A 22,805-nucleotide genomic window follows, 5' to 3' on the forward strand; every position below is an offset into this window, starting at 1 on the left:
GAGCCACGCCATGCGTGGCTGCGCGGCGCCGGAAGAAGACGCAGCCACGCATGGCGTGGCTCTACCGGCAGGGTTAGGATCGGCTGACGATCCCCCAACTGCGCAAGATCGGCCACGCGCAGGGGCGCCGCACGGCGCACGCTGAGCGTCACCTCGAGAGGGAGCCCGCCATGCATCGCATTGCCCAGGTCCGCCAGCGCCACGGTATCGATCGTGTCATCGCCCATCTGCAGGCGTGCCTGCGCGCTGGCGATCCCTTGCCCGATCTGGAGGCACTGGCCGCGATCGCGCACCAGTCGCCGTTCCACTTCCATCGCCTGTACCGTGCACTGACCGGTGAAACGCCCGGGCGTACCGTGGCGCGCCTGCGCTTGCTGCAGGCGCTGACGCTGCTCGGCCAGGCCGAGAGCCGGGTGACCGAGGTCGCCTTGAACGTCGGCTATGAAAGCCCGCAGGCGCTGGCCCGTGCCTGTCGCCAGGCGCTGCATGCCACGCCGAGCACGTTGCGTGAGGATGCCGGGCTGCGCAGCCACTGGCAGCAGCGGCTGTCGCTGCCGGCGGGCGATCACGCGGACGGGACGGTGCCGTTGCAGGTCACGGTGACCACGCTGGAACCCTTCGATGTGGTGGCGCTGCGCAGGGAAGGGGCCTTCGATGATCTGGATCAGGCCTTCGGCGCGATCTTCACCTGGGCCGCCGAGCAGGGCTGGGCCGAACAGCTGCAGCAGTTGATCGGCATCGCACGGACGGACCACCGCGACGCGCCGGCGCAGGAATGCGTGTTCGATTGCGCCATGGGCTTCGGGCGCCCGCCGCAGGCGCTACCGGCCCCGCTGCGTGCGCTGACGCTGGGTGGCGGCACGTATGCCGTGCTGCGCCATGTGGGCAGCTACGCGGGCCTGGAAGCGGCCACTGACGCCCTGCTACGCGACTGGCTGCCCGACAGTGGCCACGCCCTGCGCGAGGCGGAGCTGTACTACCACTACCTGGATGATCCGGAAGAAGTGCCCGAGGCCATCCTCCGCGCGGATATCTGCGTGCCGGTCGCGTAGCGGCCCTCAGACCACCGGGATGCTGTGCTGCTGGCCCATCGTGCGGTACGGCGGGGTGGACATCACCATCTCGGCCAGCGAGTAGGCCAGTTCGCGCTCGGCCATCACCGTGCCATCGGCACCGTGGGCGAGCAGGTGCTTCACCTCGGCATCGCTGTGTGCACGCGCCAGCAGGGTCAGGCCGGGGTTGAGCGCGCGCAGCTTGGCCAGCGTTTCACCGGCTTCCAGCGGCTGCGGGATCGCCAGCACGGCGATCTTGGCGCGCTCGGGATGGGCTTCGGCCAGTACGCGGTCGGAGGCGGCACTGCCGCGGATACCGGGCAAGCCGGCCGCGTGCGCTTCGGCGACGTGTTCCTTGTTGTCGTCGATGATCATCACCGGCACCCCCCGGTCGCGCAGCACCTGCGCCAGCGCGCTGCCGACGCGGCCGTAGCCGATCACGATGGCATGGTCATGCAGGTCCAGCGATGGGCCCGGCGGCAATTCCGTCTCCACCGTGGTGGGGGCGGTTTCCTGATGCTTCAGCAGCCAGCGGTCGAGCAGGCCGAACACCAGCGGGTTGAGCATGATCGAGATCAGCGCACCGGCCAGCACCAGCGCCTGACCGGTGGGCGGCAGGATCCCCAGGGTCACGCCGAGCCCGGCGATGATGAAGGCGAATTCGCCGATCTGCGCCAGGCTGGCGGAAATCGTCAGCGCGGTACCGGTCGGATGGCCGAACGCGCGCACGATCACGAACGCAGCAGCCGATTTGCCGAACATGATGATCGCCGCCGTGGCCAGGACCTGCCACGGATGCTCGATCAGGATGGCCGGGTTGAACAGCATGCCGACCGAGACGAAGAACAGCACCGCGAACGCATCGCGCAGCGGCAGCGAATCATTGGCCGCCTTGTGGCTCAGTTCGGATTCGTTGAGCAGCATGCCGGCGAAGAACGCACCGAGTGCGAACGACACGCCGAACAGCATCGCCGAGCCGAACGCCACGCCCAGTGCGATGGCCAGCACGGCCAGGGTGAACAGCTCGCGCGAACCGGTGCCGGCGATGCGCTCCAGGATCCACGGAATCACCCGGCGCCCGACCACCAGCATCACCGCCACGAACAGGCCCAACTGCACGAAGGTCCAGCCGATGCTGGCCAGCACGCTGCCGACGGTATGGGTTTCATTGGCCGCATCGGGCCCGAACACGCCGGCCAGAACCGGCATCATCACCAGCGCCAGGACGCAGGCCAGGTCTTCCACGATCAGCCAGCCGATGGCGATCTTGCCGCGCGTGGTTTCCAGCAGGCGCCGTTCTTCCATCGCGCGCAGCAGCACCACGGTACTGGCGGTGGCCAGCGAGAAACCGAACACCACGCCATAGATCACCGGCCAGCCCATCAACGCCGCCAGGCCCCAGCCGAGCAGGGTGGCGACCAGGATCTGGCCGATCGCACCCGGGATGGCGATCGCTTTGACCTCCATCAGGTCTTTGAGCGAGAAATGCAGGCCGACCCCGAACATCAGCAGCATCACCCCGATCTCGGCCAGCTGGTTGGCCAGTGCCTGGTCGGCGACGAAGCCGGGGGTGAACGGACCTACGCAGATGCCTGCAATCAGATAACCGACCAGGGGAGACAAACGCAGCTTGTTGGCCAGCGCGCCGAAAATGAAGGCGAGCCCAAGGCCAACGGCAACGATGTTGATCAGGTCGGTGTCATGGTGCATCGGGGCTCGCAAAGAGGGGGGGGTGCCCCGATTTTCACCGATGCGGCCGGTCCGGGCAAACATCGATGGCCGCAATGCTGCTATGTCCCCGTGGTCAGGTCATGTGCTGTCCGGGACAGCCCGTGCGTTGAACGGTGGATGCGCGGAATCGCGGTTTCCTGCGGCCAGAACGCACATGCCCCGGCGAACCGGGGCATGGGGTTTATCAGGCGGTTGCCGGCCAGCGGCCGGCACTACCTTGGGTTACCACTTGTAGGTCACGCGGCCATAGACGTACGCACCGTTGAACCCGTACGGCGAGTAGTTGCTGTACGGCAGCATGCCCCAGGTGGAGTTCTGCAGGTCCACGGTGCGGTCCGGGTATTCGTCCAGGATGTTGTCCGCGCCCAGGGTCAGGGTCCAGTTCTCGCTCGGCTTGTAGCTGGCCGAGGCATCGAGCACCCACGAGGCGTCGTAGGTCTGGTCGCGCAGGGCGGTGGCCGAGTTGCGCACGGTGAACGAGCCGTAGCGGGTGGCGGCCAGGTTCAGGTCCCACCGGTCCGAGCGCCAGGTGCCGCTGAGGATGGTCTTGTCGCGCGGGTAGCTGTCTTCGATGCGGCCGATCTCATCGCGGCCGATCAGCGACTGGGTGATGCCCAGCGTGCCGAACACCGGCGGCGAGGCGATGAACTTCTTCACCTCGGTCTCGTTGTAGCTGTAGGCCGCGGTCAGCTCCAGCGAGCTGGCGGCGAACGGGATCGTGTAACTGGAGACCGCATCCACGCCGCGGGTGCGGGTGTCCACGCCGTTGGTGAAGTAGGAGAACGCGGTGACGCCCGGCAGGCCCAGGTTGGCCAGCAGCGCGTTGGCGGCGTCATTGGTGGTGATGTTGGTCGACAGGACGATGCGGTCGTCGATGTCGATCTGGTACGCATCCACGGTCAGGTACAGGCGATCCACCGGCTGCAGCACCAGGCCCAGGCTGTAGGAGGTCGAGCTTTCGGCCTTCAGCGGGCTGGCGCCCAGGGCCTGTGCGGCCGGGCTGGTGGTCGGGAAGGTGCCGCGTTCGACGAACACGCCGTTGATGATCGTGCTGGTCACCGCCTGGTAGCTCTGCTGGGCCAGCGAGGGCGCGCGGAAGCCGCTGGAGGCGGTGGCGCGCAGGGCGACCTTGTCGGTGAAGGCGTAGCGGGCGGAGAGCTTGCCGGAGAACTTGTCGCCGAAGTCCGAGTAATCCTCGTAGCGGCCGGTCACGCCGGCGGAGAACTTGTCGGTGAGGTCGGCTTCCAGGCCAGCGTAGACGGCGTAGTTGTCACGGTCGGCATCCACCGCGTTGAGCGGGGTGAAGCCGCCGAAGCCCTGCGCACCGCTGCCGGTGTAGGCGTTCAGTTCACCGGCTGACTGCTCCCACTTTTCCTTGCGGTACTCACCGCCGAAGGACAGCGTGACCGGGTAGGCCAGGCCCCAGTCCAGGGTCTTGGTCACATCGGCATTGACGATGTTCTGGGTGTACTCCAGCGCGCCGTCGTAGAACGAGCGCGGGCTGTTCACGCCGAGCGCGTAGTTGATGCTGTTGCGGGTGTGGAAATCGATCTTGTTGGCGCCGTAGTTGTAGCTGACGTCCCAGTTCCAGCCGCTGTCCGAGCCGCCCTTCACACCGGCGACCAGCGAACGGTCCTTGGAATACTGATTGATCTCAGGCACGAACCCGTCCGGGTAGGTCTGCGCCAGCAGCGCGCCCTGGTTGAGGTTGTTGCGCGAGCGGTAGAACGCGAACGAGGTGATGTCGCGGTTGCTCGCCATCGCCGTGGCATAGGCCGAGACGTGGTCGCTGAACTGGAAGCTGGCGTTGGCCGACGCGGCGGTCGCATCCACGCGCGGGTCACCGACCACGAAGGTGGTCTGGCCGATGTTGGGGAAGTTGCTCGTGTTCGGCACGGTGCCCTGGTACGGGCCGGCACGGTTGCTCTCGTCCTGCTGGACGATCTGGCCGGCCACATGCACGCTGCCGCGGCCGTCGGCGAAGCCGATCCCGGTATCGCCGGAGAGCTGGTACTTGTTGCCGTCACCGGCCGAGTACTGGCCGGCATCCAACGCCAGGCTGCCGCCGGAGGACGAGCCCTTGAGCACGATGTTGATCACGCCGGCGATGGCATCCGAGCCGTACTGCGCGGAGGCGCCGTCGCGCAGCACTTCCACGCGCTCGATCGAGGCGATCGGAATCGCGTTGATGTCCACTGCCGAGGAGCCACGGCCGATGCTGCCGTTGACGTTGATCTGCGCGGAGGTGTGGCGGCGCTTGCCGTTGACCAGCACCAGCACCTGGTCCGGGGAAAGGCCACGCAGCTGCGCCGGGCGGATGCCGCTGGTGCCATCGGTCAGCGCCGGGCGCGGGAAATTCAGCGAGGGCAGGGCGCGGGCCAGCGCGGTGGCCAGCTCGGTGGTGCCGGTGGACTGCAGCGCCTCGGGGGTGATGATGTCGATCGGCGATTGCGACTCGGCCACGGTGCGGTCGGCCACGCGGGTGCCGGTGACGATGATGGTGTCCAGGGTGTTGGCGGCCGTCCGGGCAGGCACGTCCTGGGCGGTGGCGGCGAAGCTGGACATACCGAGCGCGACAGCTACGGCGGCGGCGAGCGTACTGGTCTTGCGGTTCATCAGGATGTGGCTCCGGTAGTGGCGGTGCTGCACCAAAGCGACATCACGGCATCGAGGATCGGGTCTGCGAAGGCGGTGTTGCGGTGCGCAATAGACGGATTAACGGGATATTCATCGCTTGTCAAATGTAGGTCGCGTTCGTAAAAAACGTTGCAGAAGCAACCATTTACGTGAGGCCGGGGATTTGACAGGGGGGTCCCGGGGTAGCGCGGGCAGGGTCGTGGGAGAGAGAAACGAGGCCTGCCGCGCATCCCGGGGCCCGTCAAGTATTCGTTAACGCTAGAATTACGTCGCAGGAAAGGTGCTCACGAGCACATTCCATTCCGTTATATGGACCCCCAAGATGATTTCCCTTCGTAACTTCGCCTTGCGCCGTGGCGAGCGGCTGCTGTTGTCCAACGTCGACCTGACCCTGCATGCGGGGTACCGCGTCGGCGTGGTCGGCCGCAATGGCGCCGGCAAGTCCAGCCTGTTCGCCGCCGTGAAGGGCGAGCTGGAGGCGGACAAGGGCGACGTCGATCTGCCCGGCAAGATCCGCATCGCCAGCGTGGCCCAGGAAACCCCGTCGCTGCCGGATCCGGCGCTGCAGTTCGTGCTGGAGGGCGACACCGAGGTGGCCGCCGTCATGCGTGAAGAGGCGGAAGCCGCGGCGCGTGAAGACTGGGAAGCGGTGGCCACCGCCCACCAGCGCATGGCCGAGATCGGTGCCTATGACGCCGAGGCGCGCGCCGGCAAGCTGCTGCACGGCCTGGGCTTCCCGGCCGAAACCCACTCGCGCGCGGTCTCCTCGTTCTCCGGCGGCTGGCGCGTGCGCCTGAACCTGGCGCGCGCGCTGATGATGCCCAGCGACCTGCTGCTGCTCGATGAACCGACCAACCACTTGGATCTGGACGCCGTGTTCTGGCTGGAACAGTGGCTGCTCAAGTACCCGGGCACCCTGCTGCTGATCTCGCATGACCGCGAGTTCCTGGACAACGTGGCCACCCACACCCTGCATCTGCACGGTGGCGGCGCCAAGCTGTACGTCGGCGGCTATACCGATTTCGAGCGCCAGCGCGCCGAACAGCTGCGCCAGCAGCAGCTCGCCCACGACAAGGAACAGGCCGAGCGCGCGCATCTGCAGAGCTTCATCGATCGCTTCAAGGCGCAGGCCAGCAAGGCCGCGCAGGCACAGAGCCGCATGAAGCGCCTGGCCAAGCTGGCCGGTACCGAAGCGGTGCGTGCCGAGCGCGAGTTCCGCATCGAGTTCGCGCCGCCGGCCAAACTGCCGTTCTCGCTGATCCGCCTGAACCATGTCGAGGCCGGTTACGGCGCCGATTCGGTGATCCTGCACAACGTGGGCTTTGGCCTGGAGGCTGGCCAGCGCATCGGTCTGCTCGGCCCGAACGGTGCCGGTAAGACCACCCTGGTGAAGACCCTGGTGGGCGAACTGGACCCGATCAGCGGCGAGCGCGCCGCGCATCCGGACCTGCGCATCGGGTACTTCGCCCAGCACACGGTGGAGTCGCTGCATGAAGGGCAGTCGCCGATGGAGCACTTCCGCGACCTGGCCCCGGATGCACCGAACCAGTCCTTCCGCGATTTCCTCGGCAAGTGGAACTTCGCCGGCGACCGCGCGTTTGAACCGGTGGACGGCTTCTCCGGTGGCGAACGTGCGCGCCTGGCCCTGGCACTGATCGCCTACCAGCAGCCGAACGTACTGCTGCTCGACGAACCGACCAACCACTTGGATCTGGAAATGCGCGAAGCGCTGGCCGAAGCACTGGCCGACTTCGAGGGCGCGATCGTGATGGTCTCGCATGACCGCCATCTGATCGGTCTGGTCTGCGACACGTTCTGGCGTGTGGCCGATGGCGTGGTCGAACCGTTCGACGGCGATCTGGATGCCTACGCGGCGTGGCTGCGTTCGCGTCCGGCCGCGCAGGGCACCAAGCAGAAGATGGCCGCGGCGGCCCCGGAGCCGGTGCCGCCGACGCCGCCGCTGCCGCCGAAGAAGCCGGTCAATCCCCACAAACTGGCTGCTGCCGAAGCCAAGGTGGGCGAACTGGAGGCGCTGCTGGCCGACCTGGACCGCGAGCTGGCCAACCCGGCCAACTACGCCGATGCGACCCGCATGGCAGTCCTCGGCCGCGATCGTGAAGCCACCGCGACCCTGCTCAGCAAGGCCGAGCAGACGTGGATGGAATTGCTGGACGCGTAAACGGCATGCCGACCACCGGTCGGCATCTCCCTGGCACCCTCAGGCAACCGGTAGGTGCCGACCGTTGGTCGGCACATCGTCCTGCGCCTCCAGCCATTCCCGGAACCGCCGCGCCGCGTCGCTCTCGGCGCGCGAGCGCAGCCGCGTCAACCAATACCTGCCCAGATCCAGGGTCTGCGCGAAGGGTTGGATCAAGCGCCCTTGGGCAAGATCCTGCTCGAACATCTTCAACGGCAACAGCGCCACGCCCGCACCTGCGGCGGCGGCACTGGCCAGCGTCAGGGACGAATCAAACACCGGCCCACGCGCGTCCAGTTCCGGCGCGCCAGCGGCCTGCAGCCAGCGTGGCCACTCGTCGCTGCGGTAGGAGCGCAATAACGCCACGTTCGCCAGATCGCGCGGCTGCCGCAGCGTACGTGCCAACGCAGGTGCACACAGCGGCGCAAACGGGGCATCCAGTACGGCATCGCTGACCTGCCCCTGCCAGTCGCCATCACCGAACCGGATCGCCAGGTCCAGCCCTTCACCGGCCAGATCGATGCGGTTGTTATGGGTCTGCAGGCGCAGCTCGATATCCGGATGGCGCGCGTTGAAATCCCCCAGGCGCGGCAGCAGCCAACCGGTGGCGAACGTGCCGACCACGCCCACGCTCAACACCTCGCGGAAATGCCCGCCGACGAACCGGTCCAGGCTGACCGCGATGCGGTCGAAGGCCTCGTTGAGCACCGGATACAGGCGGGCGCCTTCATCGGTCAGGGCGACTCCGCGCGGCAACCGGGTGAAAAGCGACACGCCCAGCCGGTCCTCCAGTGCGCGGATCTGATGGCTCAGCGCGGCCTGGCTGACGCACAGCTCCAGGGCGGCGCGGGTGAAATTCTGGTGCCGTGCAGCGGCCTCGAAGGCGCGCAGGGCATTGAGCGGCAGCTGGGGGCGGAGCATGGGCGAGCCGTGAGCAGGGATGATGCATCTTCGCACTGAGGGGCTGCTGCGGCGAGCGACGTGCAGAGATGACGCTGTTTTCCGCGTTCATTCCCGGCAGGGGGATCAGAAGGCATGAGGTCAAGTAATGACTTCCGCTGAAAATCCTCGCTGGTGGAGGCGCGGCAACCTGCCAATACTCAGGCCTTCGCCAAGGAGAACCCCATGATCGCTCGACGACAGTTCCTGCAATGGACCGGCGCGGCCGCCGCGTCTGCATTGGCCGCCACCGCCTTCGCCAAGACGCCGCTGCCCTCGCCGCAACCGGCCGTCGCGGCGAAAGACTTCGCAGCGTTGGAAACAGCAAGCGGCGGGCGCCTCGGCGTGACCCTGCTCAATACCGGCACCGGCTGGCGTACCGGCAACCGCCAGGACGAACGTTTCCCGATGTGCAGCACCTTCAAGTTCGTGTTGTCCGCTGCGGTGCTGCACCTGGCCGACCAGGGCAGGCTCTCGCTGGACCAGCGCGTGCCCGTGCGCCAGCCGGACATGCTCTCGCATGCGCCGGTGACCACGCGGCACCTAGGCAAGGATGTCACCGTGCGCGACCTGTGCCGGGCGACCATGATCACCAGCGACAACCCCGCTGCGAACCTGCTGCTGGGCAGGGTGGGCGGGCCGGCCGGCGTGACCGCCTTCCTGCGGGCCAACGGTGATGCGGTGACCCGTAATGACCGGCTCGAGCCGGAGATGAACCGCTTCGCCCCCGGCGACCCGCGCGACACCACCAGCCCGGCGGCGATGGCGGCCAGCCTGCAGCGCTTCGTGCTCGGTGACGTACTCACGTCCGCCTCGAAACAGCAGCTGGCGGATTGGTTGATCGACAACGAAACCGGCGATGCGCGATTGCGCGCCGGGTTGTCCAAGGCGTGGCGGGTGGGTGACAAGACCGGCAGCAATGGCGAGGACACCACCAATGACATCGCCATTCTGTGGCCGCTCGCCGGCGGTGCACCGTGGGTGCTGACCAGCTACCTGCAGGGCGCGACGGTGGATGATGCCGGCCGTAACGACGTGCTGCGCCAGGTGGCGGTGATCGCCGAAGGCATCATCCAGCGCGCCGGGTAGGCGATGCCGCCCGGGAGGCACCGACCGTTGGTCGGCGCGCACAGGGTAGGCACCGACCGTTGGTCGGTGCGCACAGGGGAGGCACCGACCGTTGGTCGGCGCGCACAGGGTAGTGGCCGCCGCCGGGGGGCGCCCCCAGGACCCGGCCCCCCCCCCCGGCCGCCCCCCCGGGGGGCGGGCCGCGGGCACCCCATCAACCCGCCACCGCCCGCCGCCGGCCCGGCCGTGCGCCGGCCCGCGGCCGCCACTACCCGTACAGCGTCAGCCTTCGGCGTGGCTGTTGCGCACCGCATCCAGGAAATCCCGGCCCCAGCGATCCACGTCGTAATACTCCACGCTGCCGAACAGCTGGCGCATGCGCCCGGTGGCTTCATCGTCGGGCATCGACAAGGCCTGCAACAGGCCGGCGGTGAGATCGGCCGGGTCATGCGGATTGGTCAGCACCGCGCCCTTCAGCTCGGCCGCCGCACCGGCGAATTCGCTGAGCACCAGCACGCCGTTGCTGCCCTCGATGCCCTGCGTGGCCACGAACTCCTTGGACACCAGGTTCAAGCCATCGCGCAGCGGGGTGATCCACATCACCTGTGCGGCGGCGTAGTGCGCCACCACCTCTTCGAACGGCAATGCCTGGGCGAAGAACCGCACCGGGGTCCAGTCCAGCCGCGAGAAGCGCCCGTTGATCCGCCCCACCGCCTGCTCGATCTGGTTCTGCAGCGTGCGGTAGATGGTCATCTCGCGTGCGGCCGGTACGCAGATCATCAGCAGGGTGACCTTGCCCTGGCGATCCGGATGCTGCTCCAGCAACCGCTCGAACGCCTCCAGCTTGGCCAGCGTGCCCTTGGTGTAATCCAGGCGCTCCACTGACAGCACCAGCTTGCGCGCGCCGATCTCGCGGCGCAGCTTGAAGATGTCATTGCGCACGTCGCTGCGTGCGAGCACGTTGTGGATGCGGCGCAGATCGGTGCCGACCGGGTGCGCACCGAGGGCGACTTCGCGGTCGCCCACGCGCAGGCGCGTGGTCATCGTGTCCAGGCCCACTGCGCACCCGTAGGTGAGGAAACGCGGGGCGCAGCTTTCCCAGGCCAGACGCTCGGCCGGCATCGCGCCGCGCACGACGTCCACGAAGTTCTCCACCTGTCGCGGAATGTGGAAGCCGATGTAGTCGCAGCTGAGCAGGCTGCCGATGATCTCGCGGCGCCAGGGCACCACATTGAATACATCCGCCGACGGGAAGTAGGTGTGGTGGAAAAAGGCGATCTTCAGGTCCGGGCGCAGCTCGCGCAGCGTGGCCGGCACCATCCACAGGTTGTAGTCGTGGATCCACACGGTCGCGCCATGCGCGGCTTCGGCGGCGGTGGCCTCGGCGAACTTGCGGTTGACCTTCAGGAAGACTTGCCAGTCTTCTTCGCGGAATTTTGCGCGTTCCCAGAACACGTGCAGCATCGGCCAGAACGCTTCCTTGGAGAAGCGCTTGTAGAAGATGTCCACTTCCTGTTTGCTCAGCGGCACGCGCGCGGCGGTCAGGGTGGGGTAACGCTCGGCATCCACTGCCAGGTGGGTCTGGAACGGACCGCGCTTGGGCTCATCGATTCCCCAGGCGACCCAGGACCCCTTCTGGCCGCCTTCGAAGAAGCTCAGCAGCGAGGGGATGATGCCGTTGGGCGAGCGCGGCGGGCGCTGCACCAGCACGCCATCTTCCATCACTTCATCGAAGGGCAGGCGGTGATAGACCATCACCAGGTCGGCGCCATCGGCGCGCGCCTGCGGCGGTGGGCGCAGGAAGGGATCGTCATCGGCGAGCAGGCCGAAATGTTCGATCGCTTCGAGGATGCCGCCGCACCCCGGCGCCTGTGCATGGAAGGTGTGCTTCAGGTCGGCCGTCGCGGCGGTCAGCGCCGGCTCCGAATCGCCCACGCACACCCCGCGGAAACCGGAGGTGTACATCGACAGGTCATTGAGGGTGTCGCCGGCCACCAGGATGCGATCGCGCGGCAGTTCCAGCAGGCGCGCAAGCGCGGCCAGGGTGCGGCCCTTGTCGGTATCAGGCGGCAGGATGTCCAGATAGCGGTCGGCCGAATACAGCACATCGCAGCCCAGCGCCTGTGCGGCGGCCTGGATCTGCGAGCGCAGCGGCGCCAGCGTGTCGGGATCGCAGAAGTACGAGCAGCGGCGTTCCTGCGGCACGTCCTGGCGCTGCAGCGCGGTGAACGGACGCATCGCGGCGGCGACCACCTGCTCGCCCGGCCAGTGCGCGTCGATCATCGATTGCAGGGGCTGCATCGGCTGCAGGGTGTGGCCGTCGACGACGGTGGCACCGACATCGCAGACCACGTAATCCGGGCGCGGAATGGCCGGATCGGAGAGCAGGGGCATCACCGCTTCCAGGCCGCGGCCGGTGATGAAGATCAGGCGGATACCCGGGTGCTGGTCGACCAGCCGGTAGAGCCGATGACGCGCGGCGGGATCGCCGGCGAGGAAGGTGCCATCCAGATCGGTGGCGAGGATCAATTGCGGGGCCGGCGGCGCCGGCGGTGTACGGGTTGGAGTGAGGGAGGTCGGTGTCGAAACAGTCAATGCACTTCCTTATCGGAGTCAGAGGGGAGGGGGATATCGGGATCCGGCGGCGCGGTGTCGGTCTCGGGCATCAGTTCCAGCGCCGAGGGGGTGGTGCGCAGCATCAGCCGGAAGCCGACCGGATGCGTGCGCAGCCGCTGGAAGCTGAGCAGGCGCGCGGTGGTGAACAGCGCCAGCAGCATCAGCACCACCGCGAAGTACAGCGGCAGTGCAGGCGCGCCGAACTGCTGCATCGCCGCGCCCGCCAACGCGGGGCCGAGCGCGGCGCCCACGCCATGGACCAGCAGCAGGCTGGAGCAGCCCGAGAGCAGATCTTCGCGCGGCAGGTAATCGAGCATGTGCGCGACCGCGAAGGGATACAGCGCGAAGGCCAGCCCGCCATAGAAGAAAAACAGGCCGAACAGCAGATGGGTCTGCGCCTGGATCATCGGCAGCGAGGCCACCACGGCGATACCCGCCGCGGCCAGGCTCAGCGCGACCAGTCCGGTGCGGCGGTCATGCCCGTCGCTGATGTGACCCAATGGCCATTGCAGCAACGCGCCACCGGCGATGGCGGTCAGCATGAACATCGCGACGCCATTGCCGTCCAGGCCGACCTCGCCGGCGTAGACCGGCAGCAGGCCCCAGAATGCGCCCATCGCCAGGCCGGAGAGGCCGGCGGCAACCGTCGCCACCGGTGCCATCGCATACAGCCGCGCCAGTTTCAGGCGCGGCACCGAGGGAATCTCCGGCGGGCGCAGGCGCGTAGCGGTGACCGGCAACACTGCCGCGCAGACCAGGATCGCGGTAAGCATGAACATCGAGGTCGCGCCGGCGTCGCCAAGCATCAGCAGCACCTGGCCCAGGGCCAGTGCCGAGAGGTTGACCACCATGTAGAGCGAGAAAGCACGGCTGCGCAGGCGCGGGTCGGGCTCGGCGTTGAGCCAGCTCTCGATTACCGTGTAAAGGCCCACCAGCGCGATGCCGGTAAGGATGCGCAGCACGCCCCAACCCACGGGATTGATCCACAGAGGGTGCAGCAGCACCGCGATGGCGGCGAGGGCGGCAAAGAAGGCAAACGCACGGATATGGCCGATGCGGCCGATCAGCGAGGGGGCGAAGAAGGTGCCGATGAAAAAACCGGCGAAATAGCCGGACATCACCAACCCCAACGTGCCGGCACCGAAGCCGGCTTCACCACCGCGCACCGCCAGCAATGTGCCGAGCAGGCCGCTGCCGGTCAGCAGCAGCGCCACACCGGCGAGCAGGGCGGTCAGCCGCAACATGCGTGCGCCCTTCGTGGGGAAGAAGGCGAACAAGTCACGTGATTGACCATACCACAGCGGGTATGAAGCCCCTGTTGCAGCGCAGGCGATGGGTGCGCGTGCGTGACGATGCAGCGGGTCGTCCGGTTTGCGCTGGTCGTTCGCGCCCGTTAGGGTGGGGGCATGAATGTAGTCAAACTCCTTCCTTTCGCCGCTGCGCTGGCGATCACCGCGTGCAGCGGTTCGAACGACACCGTCGGCCATGATGTCTCGATGGCGCCGTCCGATGCGTTCATGTCTGCCGTGGCCGCGCACTGCGGCAAAGCGTTCGAAGGCCGCATCGCGGTCAACGAGCCCAAGACCGATGCGCCCGATCCTTTCGAGGGCAAACGGCTGGTGATGCATGTGCGGGGCTGCGAGGACCCGGCGCATGAGCTGCGGATTCCCTTCCATGTCGGTGATGACCATTCACGGACCTGGGTGCTCACCCGCACCGAGCATGGGCTGCGGCTCAAGCACGATCATCGCCACGAGGACGGCAGTCCTGATGCGGTCACGATGTACGGTGGCGACAGCAAGCCGCCAGGCACCGCGCAACGCCAGTCATTCCCGGTCGATTCGGACTCGGTGGCGATGTTCCGCAAGGCGGACATGCTCGCCTCGGTGCAGAACACCTGGGCAATGGAAGTGGAGCCGGACCAGCGCTTCGTCTACGAATTGACCCGCCCGGGCGGGCGCCACTTCCAGGTGGTGTTCGACCTGACCAAGCCGGTGGCACTGCCGCCGGCGCCGTGGGGCAGTGAGACGCCTGCGCCGTAACGCAGCGCGGTAATGCCGGCCGCGGGCCGGCGTCACCGCGAGCGTGCCGACCAACGGTCGGCACCTACCACAAGGGGAACGCTCAGCGCGCCCCGAACCGGGCGCGGCACCCGCCGCTGACCCACAGGCTGCCATTGCTGTAGCCCCAGCTGCGGCCTTCCACGCAGGCCGTGCCCGACAACTGCTGCACCAGCGCCGGGCGACCCTGACGGGCATCCCAGGCACAGGTCTGCTGGCGCTTGTCGTTGCTGCTGCAGGTCACGCTGTAATTGCTGTTGCCGCCACCGCCCCCCCAGTTGCCGCCGCTGTTGCCACGCGCTTCGGCGAACTCGCCGCGGCAGCCGCGATTGACCCAGATTGCCCCATTGCGCACGCCCCAGGTCTGGCCCTCGACACACGCCGTACCGGAGATCTGGCGAACCAGGGTGGCGTTGCGCCAGCCGGTGTTGCAGGTGCGCTCGCGGTTGTCCTGGCTCTCGCAGCGGATCGTCGCGCCGGTGCCGCCGCCGCCGCCCCAGTTGCCGCCATTGCCACGGCCCTCGACGAATTCGGCCCGGCAGCCGCCGCTGACCCAGACCGTCCCGTTGCGCGAGCCCCAGTTGCGGCCCTCGGTACAGGTCGTCCCGGAGATCTGGCGGGACAGCCGGGCACTGCGCCAGCCGGTATTGCAGACCCGCTCGCGGTTGTCCTGGCTTTCGCAGCGGACCGTGCCGGTGTTGCCGGGGCCGTTGCCGCCGCCATTCCAGCCACCCCCGTTGCCGTTGCCGTTGCCGCGCAGCGACGTGGCGATGTCCTGCTTGATGCGGGAGAAGTTCCAGCCCGAATTGACCTGGGCCAGGTAGAAGCGCAGCTGGTCATCCGGGATCCGGCGGCCATTGGACTGGTCGGCGTATTCCTGGGTGATGACCCGGCTGCGGTCGGAGGAGGACAGCTGCGACAGATTTTCCGGGGCATAGGCCCGGGTACTCATCTGGGCGTGCAGGGCCGGGGCCATACAGGCCAGGGCAAGGGTGAGGCAGACGGTGCTCAGACGGCGTTGCATGGCGACATCCCCGTGCGGTCGTTGGTGCGCGGACTATAGGAATGGCCCCGGTTCAGAGCGTGTGATGCCGGGCTGCAGCGCCCGGATTTGCCCCGCCGGGCTGGCGGCCGCAGAATAACGGGCTTTCCGGCGCAGCTTGGCGCCGGCACTCTCCTGCGGAGCTTTACCCCCATGCGTACCCACTTCTGTGGCCTGGTCGACGAGACCCTGATTGGCCAAACCGTAACCCTCGCCGGCTGGACCGACGTTGCCCGCAACCAGGGCGGCGTGGTCTTCATCGATCTGCGTGATCATGAAGGCATCGTGCAGGTGACGGTGGAAGTCGACAACGCCGCTGTATTCGCCGTGGCCGCCAGCCTGGGCTACGAAGACGTGCTGCAGGTGGAAGGCGTGGTGCGCGCGCGCCACGCGGCCAACGACAAGCTCCGCACCGGCAACGTGGAAGTGATCGCCACGGCCATCACCATCCTCAACAAGGCCGAGCCGCTGCCGTTCCACGCGCACGAGAACCCGGGCGAAGAAACCCGCCTGAAGTACCGTTACCTGGATCTGCGCCGCCCGGAAATGCAGCGCATGCAGCGCACCCGCATCAAGCTGGTGCAGGCCCTGCGCCGCCACCTGGACGCCACCGGCTTCCAGGACATCGAAACCCCGATCCTGACCAAGGCCACCCCGGAAGGCGCCCGCGACTTCCTGGTGCCGGCGCGCATGCACCCGGGCGAGTTCTACGCCCTGCCGCAGAGCCCGCAGCTGTTCAAGCAGATCCTGATGGTGGCCGGCTTCGACCGTTACTACCAGATCGCGCGCTGCTTCCGCGACGAGGCCCTGCGTGCCGACCGCCAGCTGGAATTCACCCAGCTGGACATGGAGTTCGCCTTCGTGCGCGAGCGCGATGTGCAGGACTTCGTGGAAACCATGATCCGCGCCATCTTCAAGGAAGTGGTCGATGTGGAGCTGGCCGCCAGCTTCCCGCGCATGACCTGGGCCGAAGCGATGCGTCGCTATGGCTCGGACAAGCCGGACCTGCGCATCGCGCTGGAGCTGGTGGACGTGGCCGAGCTGGTCAAGACCAGTGAGTTCCCGGTGTTCACCGCCGCCGCCAATGATGCCGACGGCCGCGTGGCCGCGCTGCGCATCCCCGGCGGTGCCACGCTGAGCCGCAAGCAGATCGACGAGTACGCCGCGCATGCCGCCAAGTACGGCGCCAAGGGCCTGGCCTACATCAAGATCAGCGAGAGCGGCGACGTCAGCTCGCCGATCGCCAAGTTCTTCAGCGACGAGGCCTTCGCCGCGCTGGTCGCCCAGGTGGGCGCCGGCAATGGCGACATCGTGTTCTTCGGCGCCGGTGGCTACAACAAGGTCTCCGACTTCATGGGCGCCCTGCGCCTGAAGGCCGGCAAGGACTTCAACCTGGTCGCCGCCGGCTGGGCACCGCTGTGGGTCACCGATTTCCCGATGTTCGAGTACGACGACGAAGCCCAGCGCTACGTCGCCCTGCATCACCCCTTCACCGCGCCGGCAGTGGATGACATCGCCGATCTGCGCGCCAACGCCAGGACCGCCGTATCGCGCGGCTATGACATGGTGCTCAACGGCAACGAGATCGGCGGTGGTTCGATCCGTATCCACCGCTCGGACATGCAGAGCGCGGTATTCGACCTGCTGGGCATCGGGGCCGAAGAGGCCGAGGGCAAGTTCGGCTTCCTGCTCGACGCGCTGCGTTTCGGCGCGCCGCCGCACGGTGGCATCGCCTTCGGTATCGACCGTATCGCCGCGCTGATGGCCGGTACCGAGTCGATCCGCGACGTGATCCCGTTCCCGAAGACCACCGGCGCGCAGTGCCTGATGACCGGTGCCCCGTCGCCGATCCCGGACGAGCAGCTGGCGGAAGTGCACGTCCAGGTCCGTCCGCGCGCGGTCAAGGAATAAGCCGGCAAGCGCCGGCCATGGGCCGGCGTGGGGTGCGGCAGGTACCGGCCGGAGGTCGGTGCCGGGCCGTGGGTGGCGCCCGTGATGATCGAAAACGTTGATCGTCACGCGGCGCCATCGCCGCAGCGTTCAGGTAAATTGACGGCTCCCGCCGATGCCGATGCTCCCGCCGTGACCCCAGGCCGTTACACCATCCGCCGCGCCACCCCGGACGATGCCCAGACCCTGTCGGTGCTGGCCGCGCGTACCTTCGTGGAAACCTTCGGCCATCTGTACCCGCCCGAGGACCTGCAGGCCTTCCTCGACGAGGCCTACCCGGCGCAGCGCCAGCGCATCATCCTCGAACACCCCGATTACGCGGTCTGGCTGCTGGAGCTGGACGGTGTTGCCGTGGGCCACGCCGCAGCCGGCCCCTGTGGACTGCCGCATGCCGAGGTGCAGCCCGGCGATGGCGAGCTCAAGCGCCTGTACCTGATCAAGGACCAGCAGAGCTGTGGCTGGGGCAGTCGTCTGTTCGAAACCGCGCTGGCCTGGCTGGAACGCGAGGGCCCGCGCACGGTGTGGCTGGGGGTGTGGTCGGAAAACTTCGGTGCACAGCGCTTCTACGCCCGCTACGGCTTCAGCAAGGTCGGCACCTACGCGTTCCCGGTCGGCAAGGTGCTCGACCTGGAGTTCATCCTGCGCCGCCCGCCAACGGCCGCCGGATCCGGATCCTGAAGGGCCGCGACGGCTTCACCTGCCGTTGTCCGGTCCATTCGTCTAATGACGCTGTCTCCTTCTGCAGGCGCCCCGCCCAACGGGCTAGGCTGACACCATGAATCCCCCTGTTTTACTGCTGCATGGCATCTGGAATGCGCGCGCGTGGGTCGGCCCGCTGGCCTGGCGTCTGCGTGCCCGTGGCTTCGCCGTGGATACCTTCGGGTACTCCAGCGTGTTCGGGGGCCCGGAGGTGGCGGTGCCGCAACTGCTGGAGCGGCTCAAGGACAGCGGCCCGGTCTCGCTGGTCGGGCACAGCCTGGGCGGACTGGTCGCACTGGAGGCGCTGCGGCGCGCGCCGGACCTGCCGGTGTCGCGGGTGGTCTGCCTCGGCTCCCCGTTGCGTGGCAGTGTGACCGCGCGCTCGCTGAGCGATCACGGCTGGTCGCTGGCGCTGGGGCGCAGCTCGGAACTGCTGCTGGATGGCCTGCCGGCCTGGGAGGGCAGGGCGCAGGTCGGCCTGATCGCCGGCTCCGTCCCGCACGGGCTGGGCAGCCTGCTGGGCGCCTGTGGCGATGCCTCCGATGGCACCGTGGCGCTGGATGAGACGCAGTTGCCGGGCCTGGCCGACCACTGCGTGATCCCGGCCAGCCACAGCGGGCTGGTGTTCTCGCCGGATGCCGCGCGCCAGACCGCCGCCTTCCTGCGCGATGGCCGGTTCCGCCGGGACGACGCGGCCCACGCCGCCTGATCGGGCCCGGCACTGACACGGGCAGGTCGGCGGATCAGGTAGAATTCGCGCCCTGTTCCTGACAGAAACACGAGAGTCACCCCATGGGTAGAGGCCCCTCCATCGAGAACCGCAAAAACGCGTCTGACGCGAAGCGCGGCAAGATTTTCACCAAGATCATCCGCGAGATCGGCGTTGCCGCGCGCGGCGGTGGAGGCGACCCCAACAACAACCCGCGCCTGCGGGTGGCCATGGACAAGGGCCTGTCGTCGAACATGTCCAAGGACGTGATCGAGCGCGCCATCAAGAAGGCGACCGGTGAGCTGGAAGGCGTCGAGTACGAAGAGATCCGCTACGAGGGCTATGCCCCCGGTGGCGTGGCCGTGATCGTGGACTGCCTGACCGACAACCGCGTGCGCACCGTGGCCGATGTCCGCCATGCGTTCAGCAAATGCGGCGGCAACATGGGCACGGAAGGCTCGGTGTCGTTCATGTTCAAGCGCCTGGGCGTGCTGCACTTCGGCGCCGGTGCGGACGAAGAAGCCGTGACCGAGGCGGCGATCGAGGCCGGCGCGGACGACATCGTGGTCTACCCGGAAGACGGGGCGATCGACGTGGTCACCGCGGCCGACAGCTACCACGCTGTCAAGGATGCGATGGAGGCCGCCGGGTTCACCCCGGACCATGCTGAAATCACCTACCGCGCCGACAACGACATCAAGGTCGAAGGCGACACCGCTTTGCAGGTCAAGAAGCTGCTGGACATGCTCGAAGACCTGGACGATGTGCAGGACGTGTTCTCCAACGCCGAGCTCGGCGCGGACGCCTACGCCTGAGCAGGCGCTTCACCGGTCGCTTTGCGCGACCGGTGAGCGGACAATGCGGACCATGATGACTCCCGCCGTTCCCTGTTATCCCCGCCGCATGTGTCCCTTCCGGGCCACGGGCGGCCGTGTGCGTGCCGCATGACCCGCATTCTCGGCATCGACCCCGGTTCGCAGCGCACCGGGGTGGGCATCATTGATGTGGACGCCGCCGGCAAGGTGGTGCATGTGCATCACCTGCCGCTGGTGCTGCTGGGCGCGGATGACTTCCCGCAGCGGATGAAGCTGCTGGTGGTCGGCCTGACCGCCCTGGTCGAGGAATACCGCCCCGACGAAGTGGCCATCGAAAAGGTGTTCATGGCGCGCAACCCGGATTCGGCCTTGAAGCTGGGCCAGGCGCGCGGCGCCGCCATCTCGGCCGTGGTGATGCGCGACCTGCCGGTCAGCGAGTACGCCGCCACCGAGATCAAGCTGGCCGTGGTCGGCCGCGGTGGCGCGGAAAAACAACAGGTCCAACACATGGTCGGGCTCATGCTCAACCTGAAAACCAAGCTGCAGGCCGACGCTGCCGATGCGTTGGCCGTGGCGATCACCCACGCCCACGTCCGGGCGACGGCGTTGCGCCTGGGCGTCAATGCCCGCCAGGCCTGGAGCCGGAAATGAGGAACACTGCATGATTGGTCGTCTGCGCGGGATCGTGGCCTACAAGGCGCCGCCGTGGCTGATGGTGGACGTCAATGGCGTCGGCTATGAGCTGGAGGCGCCCATGAGCACCTTCTACGATCTGCCCGAGCTGGGCCGCGAGGTCACCCTGTTCACCCATTACGCGCAGAAGGAAGACAGCGTCTCGCTGTACGGTTTCCTGCGCGAGGGTGAGCGCCGCCTGTTCCGCGATGTGCAGAAGGTCAGCGGGATCGGCGCCAAGATCGCGTTGGCCGTGCTCTCCGGGGTCAGCGTGGACGAGTTCGCGCGCATGCTGCAGGCCGGTGACATCACCGCGCTGACCCGCATCCCGGGCATCGGCAAGAAGACCGCCGAGCGCATGGTGCTGGAGCTGCGCGACCGCGCGGCCCATTTCGGTGGCGGCGGCGCGCCGATCGCCGGTGCGGCACCGGCCACCGATCCGGTCTCCGAGGCGACCGTGGCCCTGCAGCAGCTGGGCTACAAGCCGACCGAGGCCGCGCGCATGGCGCGCGATGCCAATGCCGAGGGTGACGATGTCGCCACGGTGATCCGCAAGGCCCTGCAGGCGGCGCTGCGCTGAGCCGCGCGCCTGCCATTTCCTGACACCGACACCACCGACCGCGTCCGCCCGGAGCCTCATGTCCACCACTTCCCCCCAGCACAGCGACGGCCAGGCCCCGCACGGCCACGCGCCCGCGGCCGGCGGCATGGCGCTGATGATCGGCGCCATCGGCGTGGTGTTCGGCGACATCGGCACCAGCCCGCTGTACACGCTGAAAGAAGCGTTCTCCCCGCACTACGGTCTCAACAGCGACCATGACACCGTGCTGGGCGTGCTGTCGCTGGCGTTCTGGGCGCTGAACATCGTGGTGACGCTCAAGTACGTCACCATCATCATGCGCGCCGACAACGACGGCGAGGGCGGCATCATGGCGCTGATGGCGTTGACCCAGCGCACGCTGCGCAACGGGTCGCGCTCGGCCTATGTGGTCGGCATCCTCGGCATTTTCGGCGCCTCGCTGTTCTTCGGCGATGGCGTGATCACCCCGGCGATCTCCGTGCTGGGTGCGGTCGAGGGCCTGGAGGTCGCGGCCCCGGGCCTGCACAACTTCATCGTGCCGATCACCGTGGTGGTGCTGCTGGCGGTGTTCGCCGTGCAGCGCTTCGGCACGGCCAAGATCGGCAAGCTGTTCGGCCCGATCACCTCGATCTGGTTCATTTCGCTGGCGGCCATCGGCATCTGGAACATCGTCGATGCCCCCGAAGTACTCAAGGCCTTCAACCCGATGTGGGCGCTGCGCTTCTTCATGGAGCACGGCTGGCACGGCATCTTCATCCTCGGCGCGGTGGTGCTGGCGGTGACCGGCGGCGAAGCGCTGTACGCGGACATGGGCCACTTCGGCGCCAAGCCGATCCGCCATGCCTGGTACTACTTCGTGCTGCCATGCCTGGTGCTGAACTACCTGGGGCAGGGCGCCCTGGTGCTGAAGAACCCCGAAGCGGTCAAGAACCCGTTCTTCGAGGCGGTCCCGGAGTGGGGCCTGTACCCGATGATCGTGCTGGCCACGATGGCGGCGGTGATCGCCTCGCAGTCGGTGATCACCGGCGCATTCTCGGTCTCGCGCCAGGCCATGCAGCTGGGCTACATCCCGCGCATGCGCATTACCCATACCTCGCACGACACCATCGGCCAGATCTACATCCCGGGCATCAACTGGGGCATTGCGGTGATGGTGATCGGGCTGGTGCTGGCCTTCCGCAGCTCCTCCAATCTGGCGGTGGCCTACGGTATCTCGGTGTCGGCCACCATGCTGATCGATACCCTGCTGCTGGCGCTGGTCGCGCGCGCGCTGTGGCCGAAGGCACGCAACTGGATCCTGCCGCTGTGCGTGATCTTCTTCGTGATCGACCTGGGCTTCGTGATCGCCAACGGCGCCAAGCTGCTGCAGGGCGCGTGGTTCCCGGTGGTGCTGGGCATCGTGCTGTTCACCATGATGCGCACCTGGCGGCGTGGCCGCGAGCTGCTGCGCGATGAGATCCGCAAGGATGGCATCCGGATCGATACCTTCCTGCCGGGCCTGATGCTGGCTCCGCCGGTGCGGGTACCGGGCACCGCCGTGTTCCTGACCGCCGATCCCTCGGTGGCCCCGCACGCGCTGATGCACAACCTCAAGCACAACAAGGTGCTGCATGAGCGAAACGTGTTCCTGCACGTGGTGACCCTGCCGGTCCCGTACGCGCCCTCCGGCCAGCGCCTGAAGATCGAATCGGTGGGCGATGAGTTCTATCGGATCTACGTGCGCTTCGGCTTCATGGAGACCCCGGACGTGCCGCTGGCGCTGATGCGCTCGTGCGACCACGGCGGGATCTACTTCGACCCGATGGACACCACGTTCTTCGCCAGCCGCGAGACCATCGTGGCCACCGCCAACCGCGGCATGCCGATCTGGCGCGACAAGCTGTTCGCGCTGATGCACCGGAACGCCGCGCCGGCGACCGGGTTCTTCCGGATTCCGGGTAATCGGCTCGTGGAGCTTGGGGCGCAGGTGGAGATCTAGATCTCCACCAGCGCATGCCCCCGGTTTAGATTGAAAACAAGTGGCCCCCCCGCCGATACC

Annotated in this window: 17 protein-coding genes; 11 read left to right on the plus strand and 6 right to left on the minus strand. The window is 67.6% G+C overall.

What is annotated here, in order from left to right:
- Positions 1-170: 170 nt before the first annotated feature.
- Complete coding sequence (locus tag ABE472_RS17780; RefSeq protein WP_346466725.1) at positions 171-1,052, plus strand: AraC family transcriptional regulator; 882 nt, start codon at positions 171-173, stop codon at positions 1,050-1,052.
- Between the two features lie 6 nt (positions 1,053-1,058).
- On the opposite strand, the gene ybaL is transcribed toward ABE472_RS17780, so the two are convergent.
- Together ybaL and ABE472_RS17790 are read right to left on the minus strand one after the other, a co-directional pair.
- Entirely contained in the window at positions 1,059-2,762 is a 1,704-nt protein-coding gene (gene ybaL, locus ABE472_RS17785) for a YbaL family putative K(+) efflux transporter (protein WP_088433889.1), read from the minus strand.
- A gap of 243 nt (positions 2,763-3,005) precedes the next feature.
- On the minus strand, positions 3,006-5,399 hold the full coding sequence (locus ABE472_RS17790) for a TonB-dependent receptor (protein ID WP_313212519.1): 2,394 nt from the start codon (positions 5,397-5,399) through the stop codon (positions 3,006-3,008).
- Between the two features lie 343 nt (positions 5,400-5,742).
- On the opposite strand from ABE472_RS17790, the gene ABE472_RS17795 reads away from it, so the two are divergent.
- Complete coding sequence (locus ABE472_RS17795; protein WP_313212518.1) at positions 5,743-7,599, plus strand: ABC-F family ATP-binding cassette domain-containing protein; 1,857 nt, start codon at positions 5,743-5,745, stop codon at positions 7,597-7,599.
- Positions 7,600-7,638: 39 nt separating this feature from the next.
- Here the strand turns inward: ABE472_RS17795 and ABE472_RS17800 are convergent, their stop codons facing one another.
- A complete protein-coding gene (locus ABE472_RS17800; RefSeq protein ID WP_313212517.1) occupies positions 7,639-8,538 on the minus strand; it encodes a LysR family transcriptional regulator in 900 nt (299 codons plus the stop codon).
- A gap of 204 nt (positions 8,539-8,742) precedes the next feature.
- Between ABE472_RS17800 and blaL2 the strand changes: the two genes are divergently transcribed.
- A complete protein-coding gene (blaL2, locus tag ABE472_RS17805; protein WP_346466726.1) occupies positions 8,743-9,645 on the plus strand; it encodes a L2 family extended-spectrum class A beta-lactamase in 903 nt (300 codons plus the stop codon).
- A 261-nt stretch (positions 9,646-9,906) separates the two neighbouring features.
- On the opposite strand, the gene ggpS is transcribed toward blaL2, so the two are convergent.
- Together ggpS and ABE472_RS17815 are read right to left on the minus strand one after the other, a co-directional pair.
- Positions 9,907-12,153 (minus strand): glucosylglycerol-phosphate synthase, encoded by a 2,247-nt coding sequence (ggpS, locus tag ABE472_RS17810; RefSeq protein ID WP_346466729.1) that lies wholly within the window; start codon positions 12,151-12,153, stop codon positions 9,907-9,909.
- 62 nt (positions 12,154-12,215) lie between these two features.
- Positions 12,216-13,484, minus strand: a complete 1,269-nt coding sequence (locus ABE472_RS17815) for an MFS transporter (protein ID WP_313212515.1) — start codon at positions 13,482-13,484, stop codon at positions 12,216-12,218.
- Between the two features lie 162 nt (positions 13,485-13,646).
- On the opposite strand from ABE472_RS17815, the gene ABE472_RS17820 reads away from it, so the two are divergent.
- Complete coding sequence (locus tag ABE472_RS17820) at positions 13,647-14,282, plus strand: hypothetical protein (RefSeq protein ID WP_346466727.1); 636 nt, start codon at positions 13,647-13,649, stop codon at positions 14,280-14,282.
- Positions 14,283-14,364: 82 nt separating this feature from the next.
- Here ABE472_RS17820 and ABE472_RS17825 read toward each other — a convergent pair whose 3' ends face one another.
- Entirely contained in the window at positions 14,365-15,324 is a 960-nt protein-coding gene (locus ABE472_RS17825; RefSeq protein ID WP_313219720.1) for a DUF3011 domain-containing protein, read from the minus strand.
- A gap of 171 nt (positions 15,325-15,495) precedes the next feature.
- On the opposite strand from ABE472_RS17825, the gene aspS reads away from it, so the two are divergent.
- From aspS to ABE472_RS17860, 7 genes are all read left to right on the plus strand, one after another.
- Positions 15,496-17,253 carry an aspartate--tRNA ligase gene (gene aspS / locus ABE472_RS17830; protein WP_313219721.1) on the plus strand — a complete coding sequence of 586 codons (1,758 nt, stop codon included), beginning with the start codon at positions 15,496-15,498 and terminating at the stop codon, positions 17,251-17,253.
- Positions 17,254-17,424: 171 nt separating this feature from the next.
- Entirely contained in the window at positions 17,425-17,970 is a 546-nt protein-coding gene (locus ABE472_RS17835; RefSeq protein WP_346466728.1) for a GNAT family N-acetyltransferase, read from the plus strand.
- A 97-nt stretch (positions 17,971-18,067) separates the two neighbouring features.
- Positions 18,068-18,700, plus strand: coding sequence for an alpha/beta fold hydrolase (locus ABE472_RS17840; protein WP_313219722.1), 633 nt, complete (start codon positions 18,068-18,070; stop codon positions 18,698-18,700).
- Positions 18,701-18,783: 83 nt separating this feature from the next.
- The gene (locus ABE472_RS17845; RefSeq protein ID WP_313210407.1) at positions 18,784-19,515 is read left to right on the plus strand and encodes a YebC/PmpR family DNA-binding transcriptional regulator; all 732 of its coding nucleotides are present in this window, start codon (positions 18,784-18,786) and stop codon (positions 19,513-19,515) included.
- 129 nt (positions 19,516-19,644) lie between these two features.
- Positions 19,645-20,166, plus strand: a complete 522-nt coding sequence (gene ruvC, locus ABE472_RS17850; RefSeq protein WP_121039160.1) for a crossover junction endodeoxyribonuclease RuvC — start codon at positions 19,645-19,647, stop codon at positions 20,164-20,166.
- 10 nt (positions 20,167-20,176) lie between these two features.
- Positions 20,177-20,767 (plus strand): Holliday junction branch migration protein RuvA, encoded by a 591-nt coding sequence (gene ruvA / locus ABE472_RS17855; RefSeq protein WP_313210410.1) that lies wholly within the window; start codon positions 20,177-20,179, stop codon positions 20,765-20,767.
- Positions 20,768-20,894: 127 nt separating this feature from the next.
- On the plus strand, positions 20,895-22,745 hold the full coding sequence (locus ABE472_RS17860) for a potassium transporter Kup (protein WP_313210516.1): 1,851 nt from the start codon (positions 20,895-20,897) through the stop codon (positions 22,743-22,745).
- Positions 22,746-22,805: the final 60 nt, after the last annotated feature.

The organism is Stenotrophomonas sp. TWI809 (genome assembly GCF_039673205.1).
Classification (GTDB): Bacteria; Pseudomonadota; Gammaproteobacteria; order Xanthomonadales; family Xanthomonadaceae; genus Stenotrophomonas.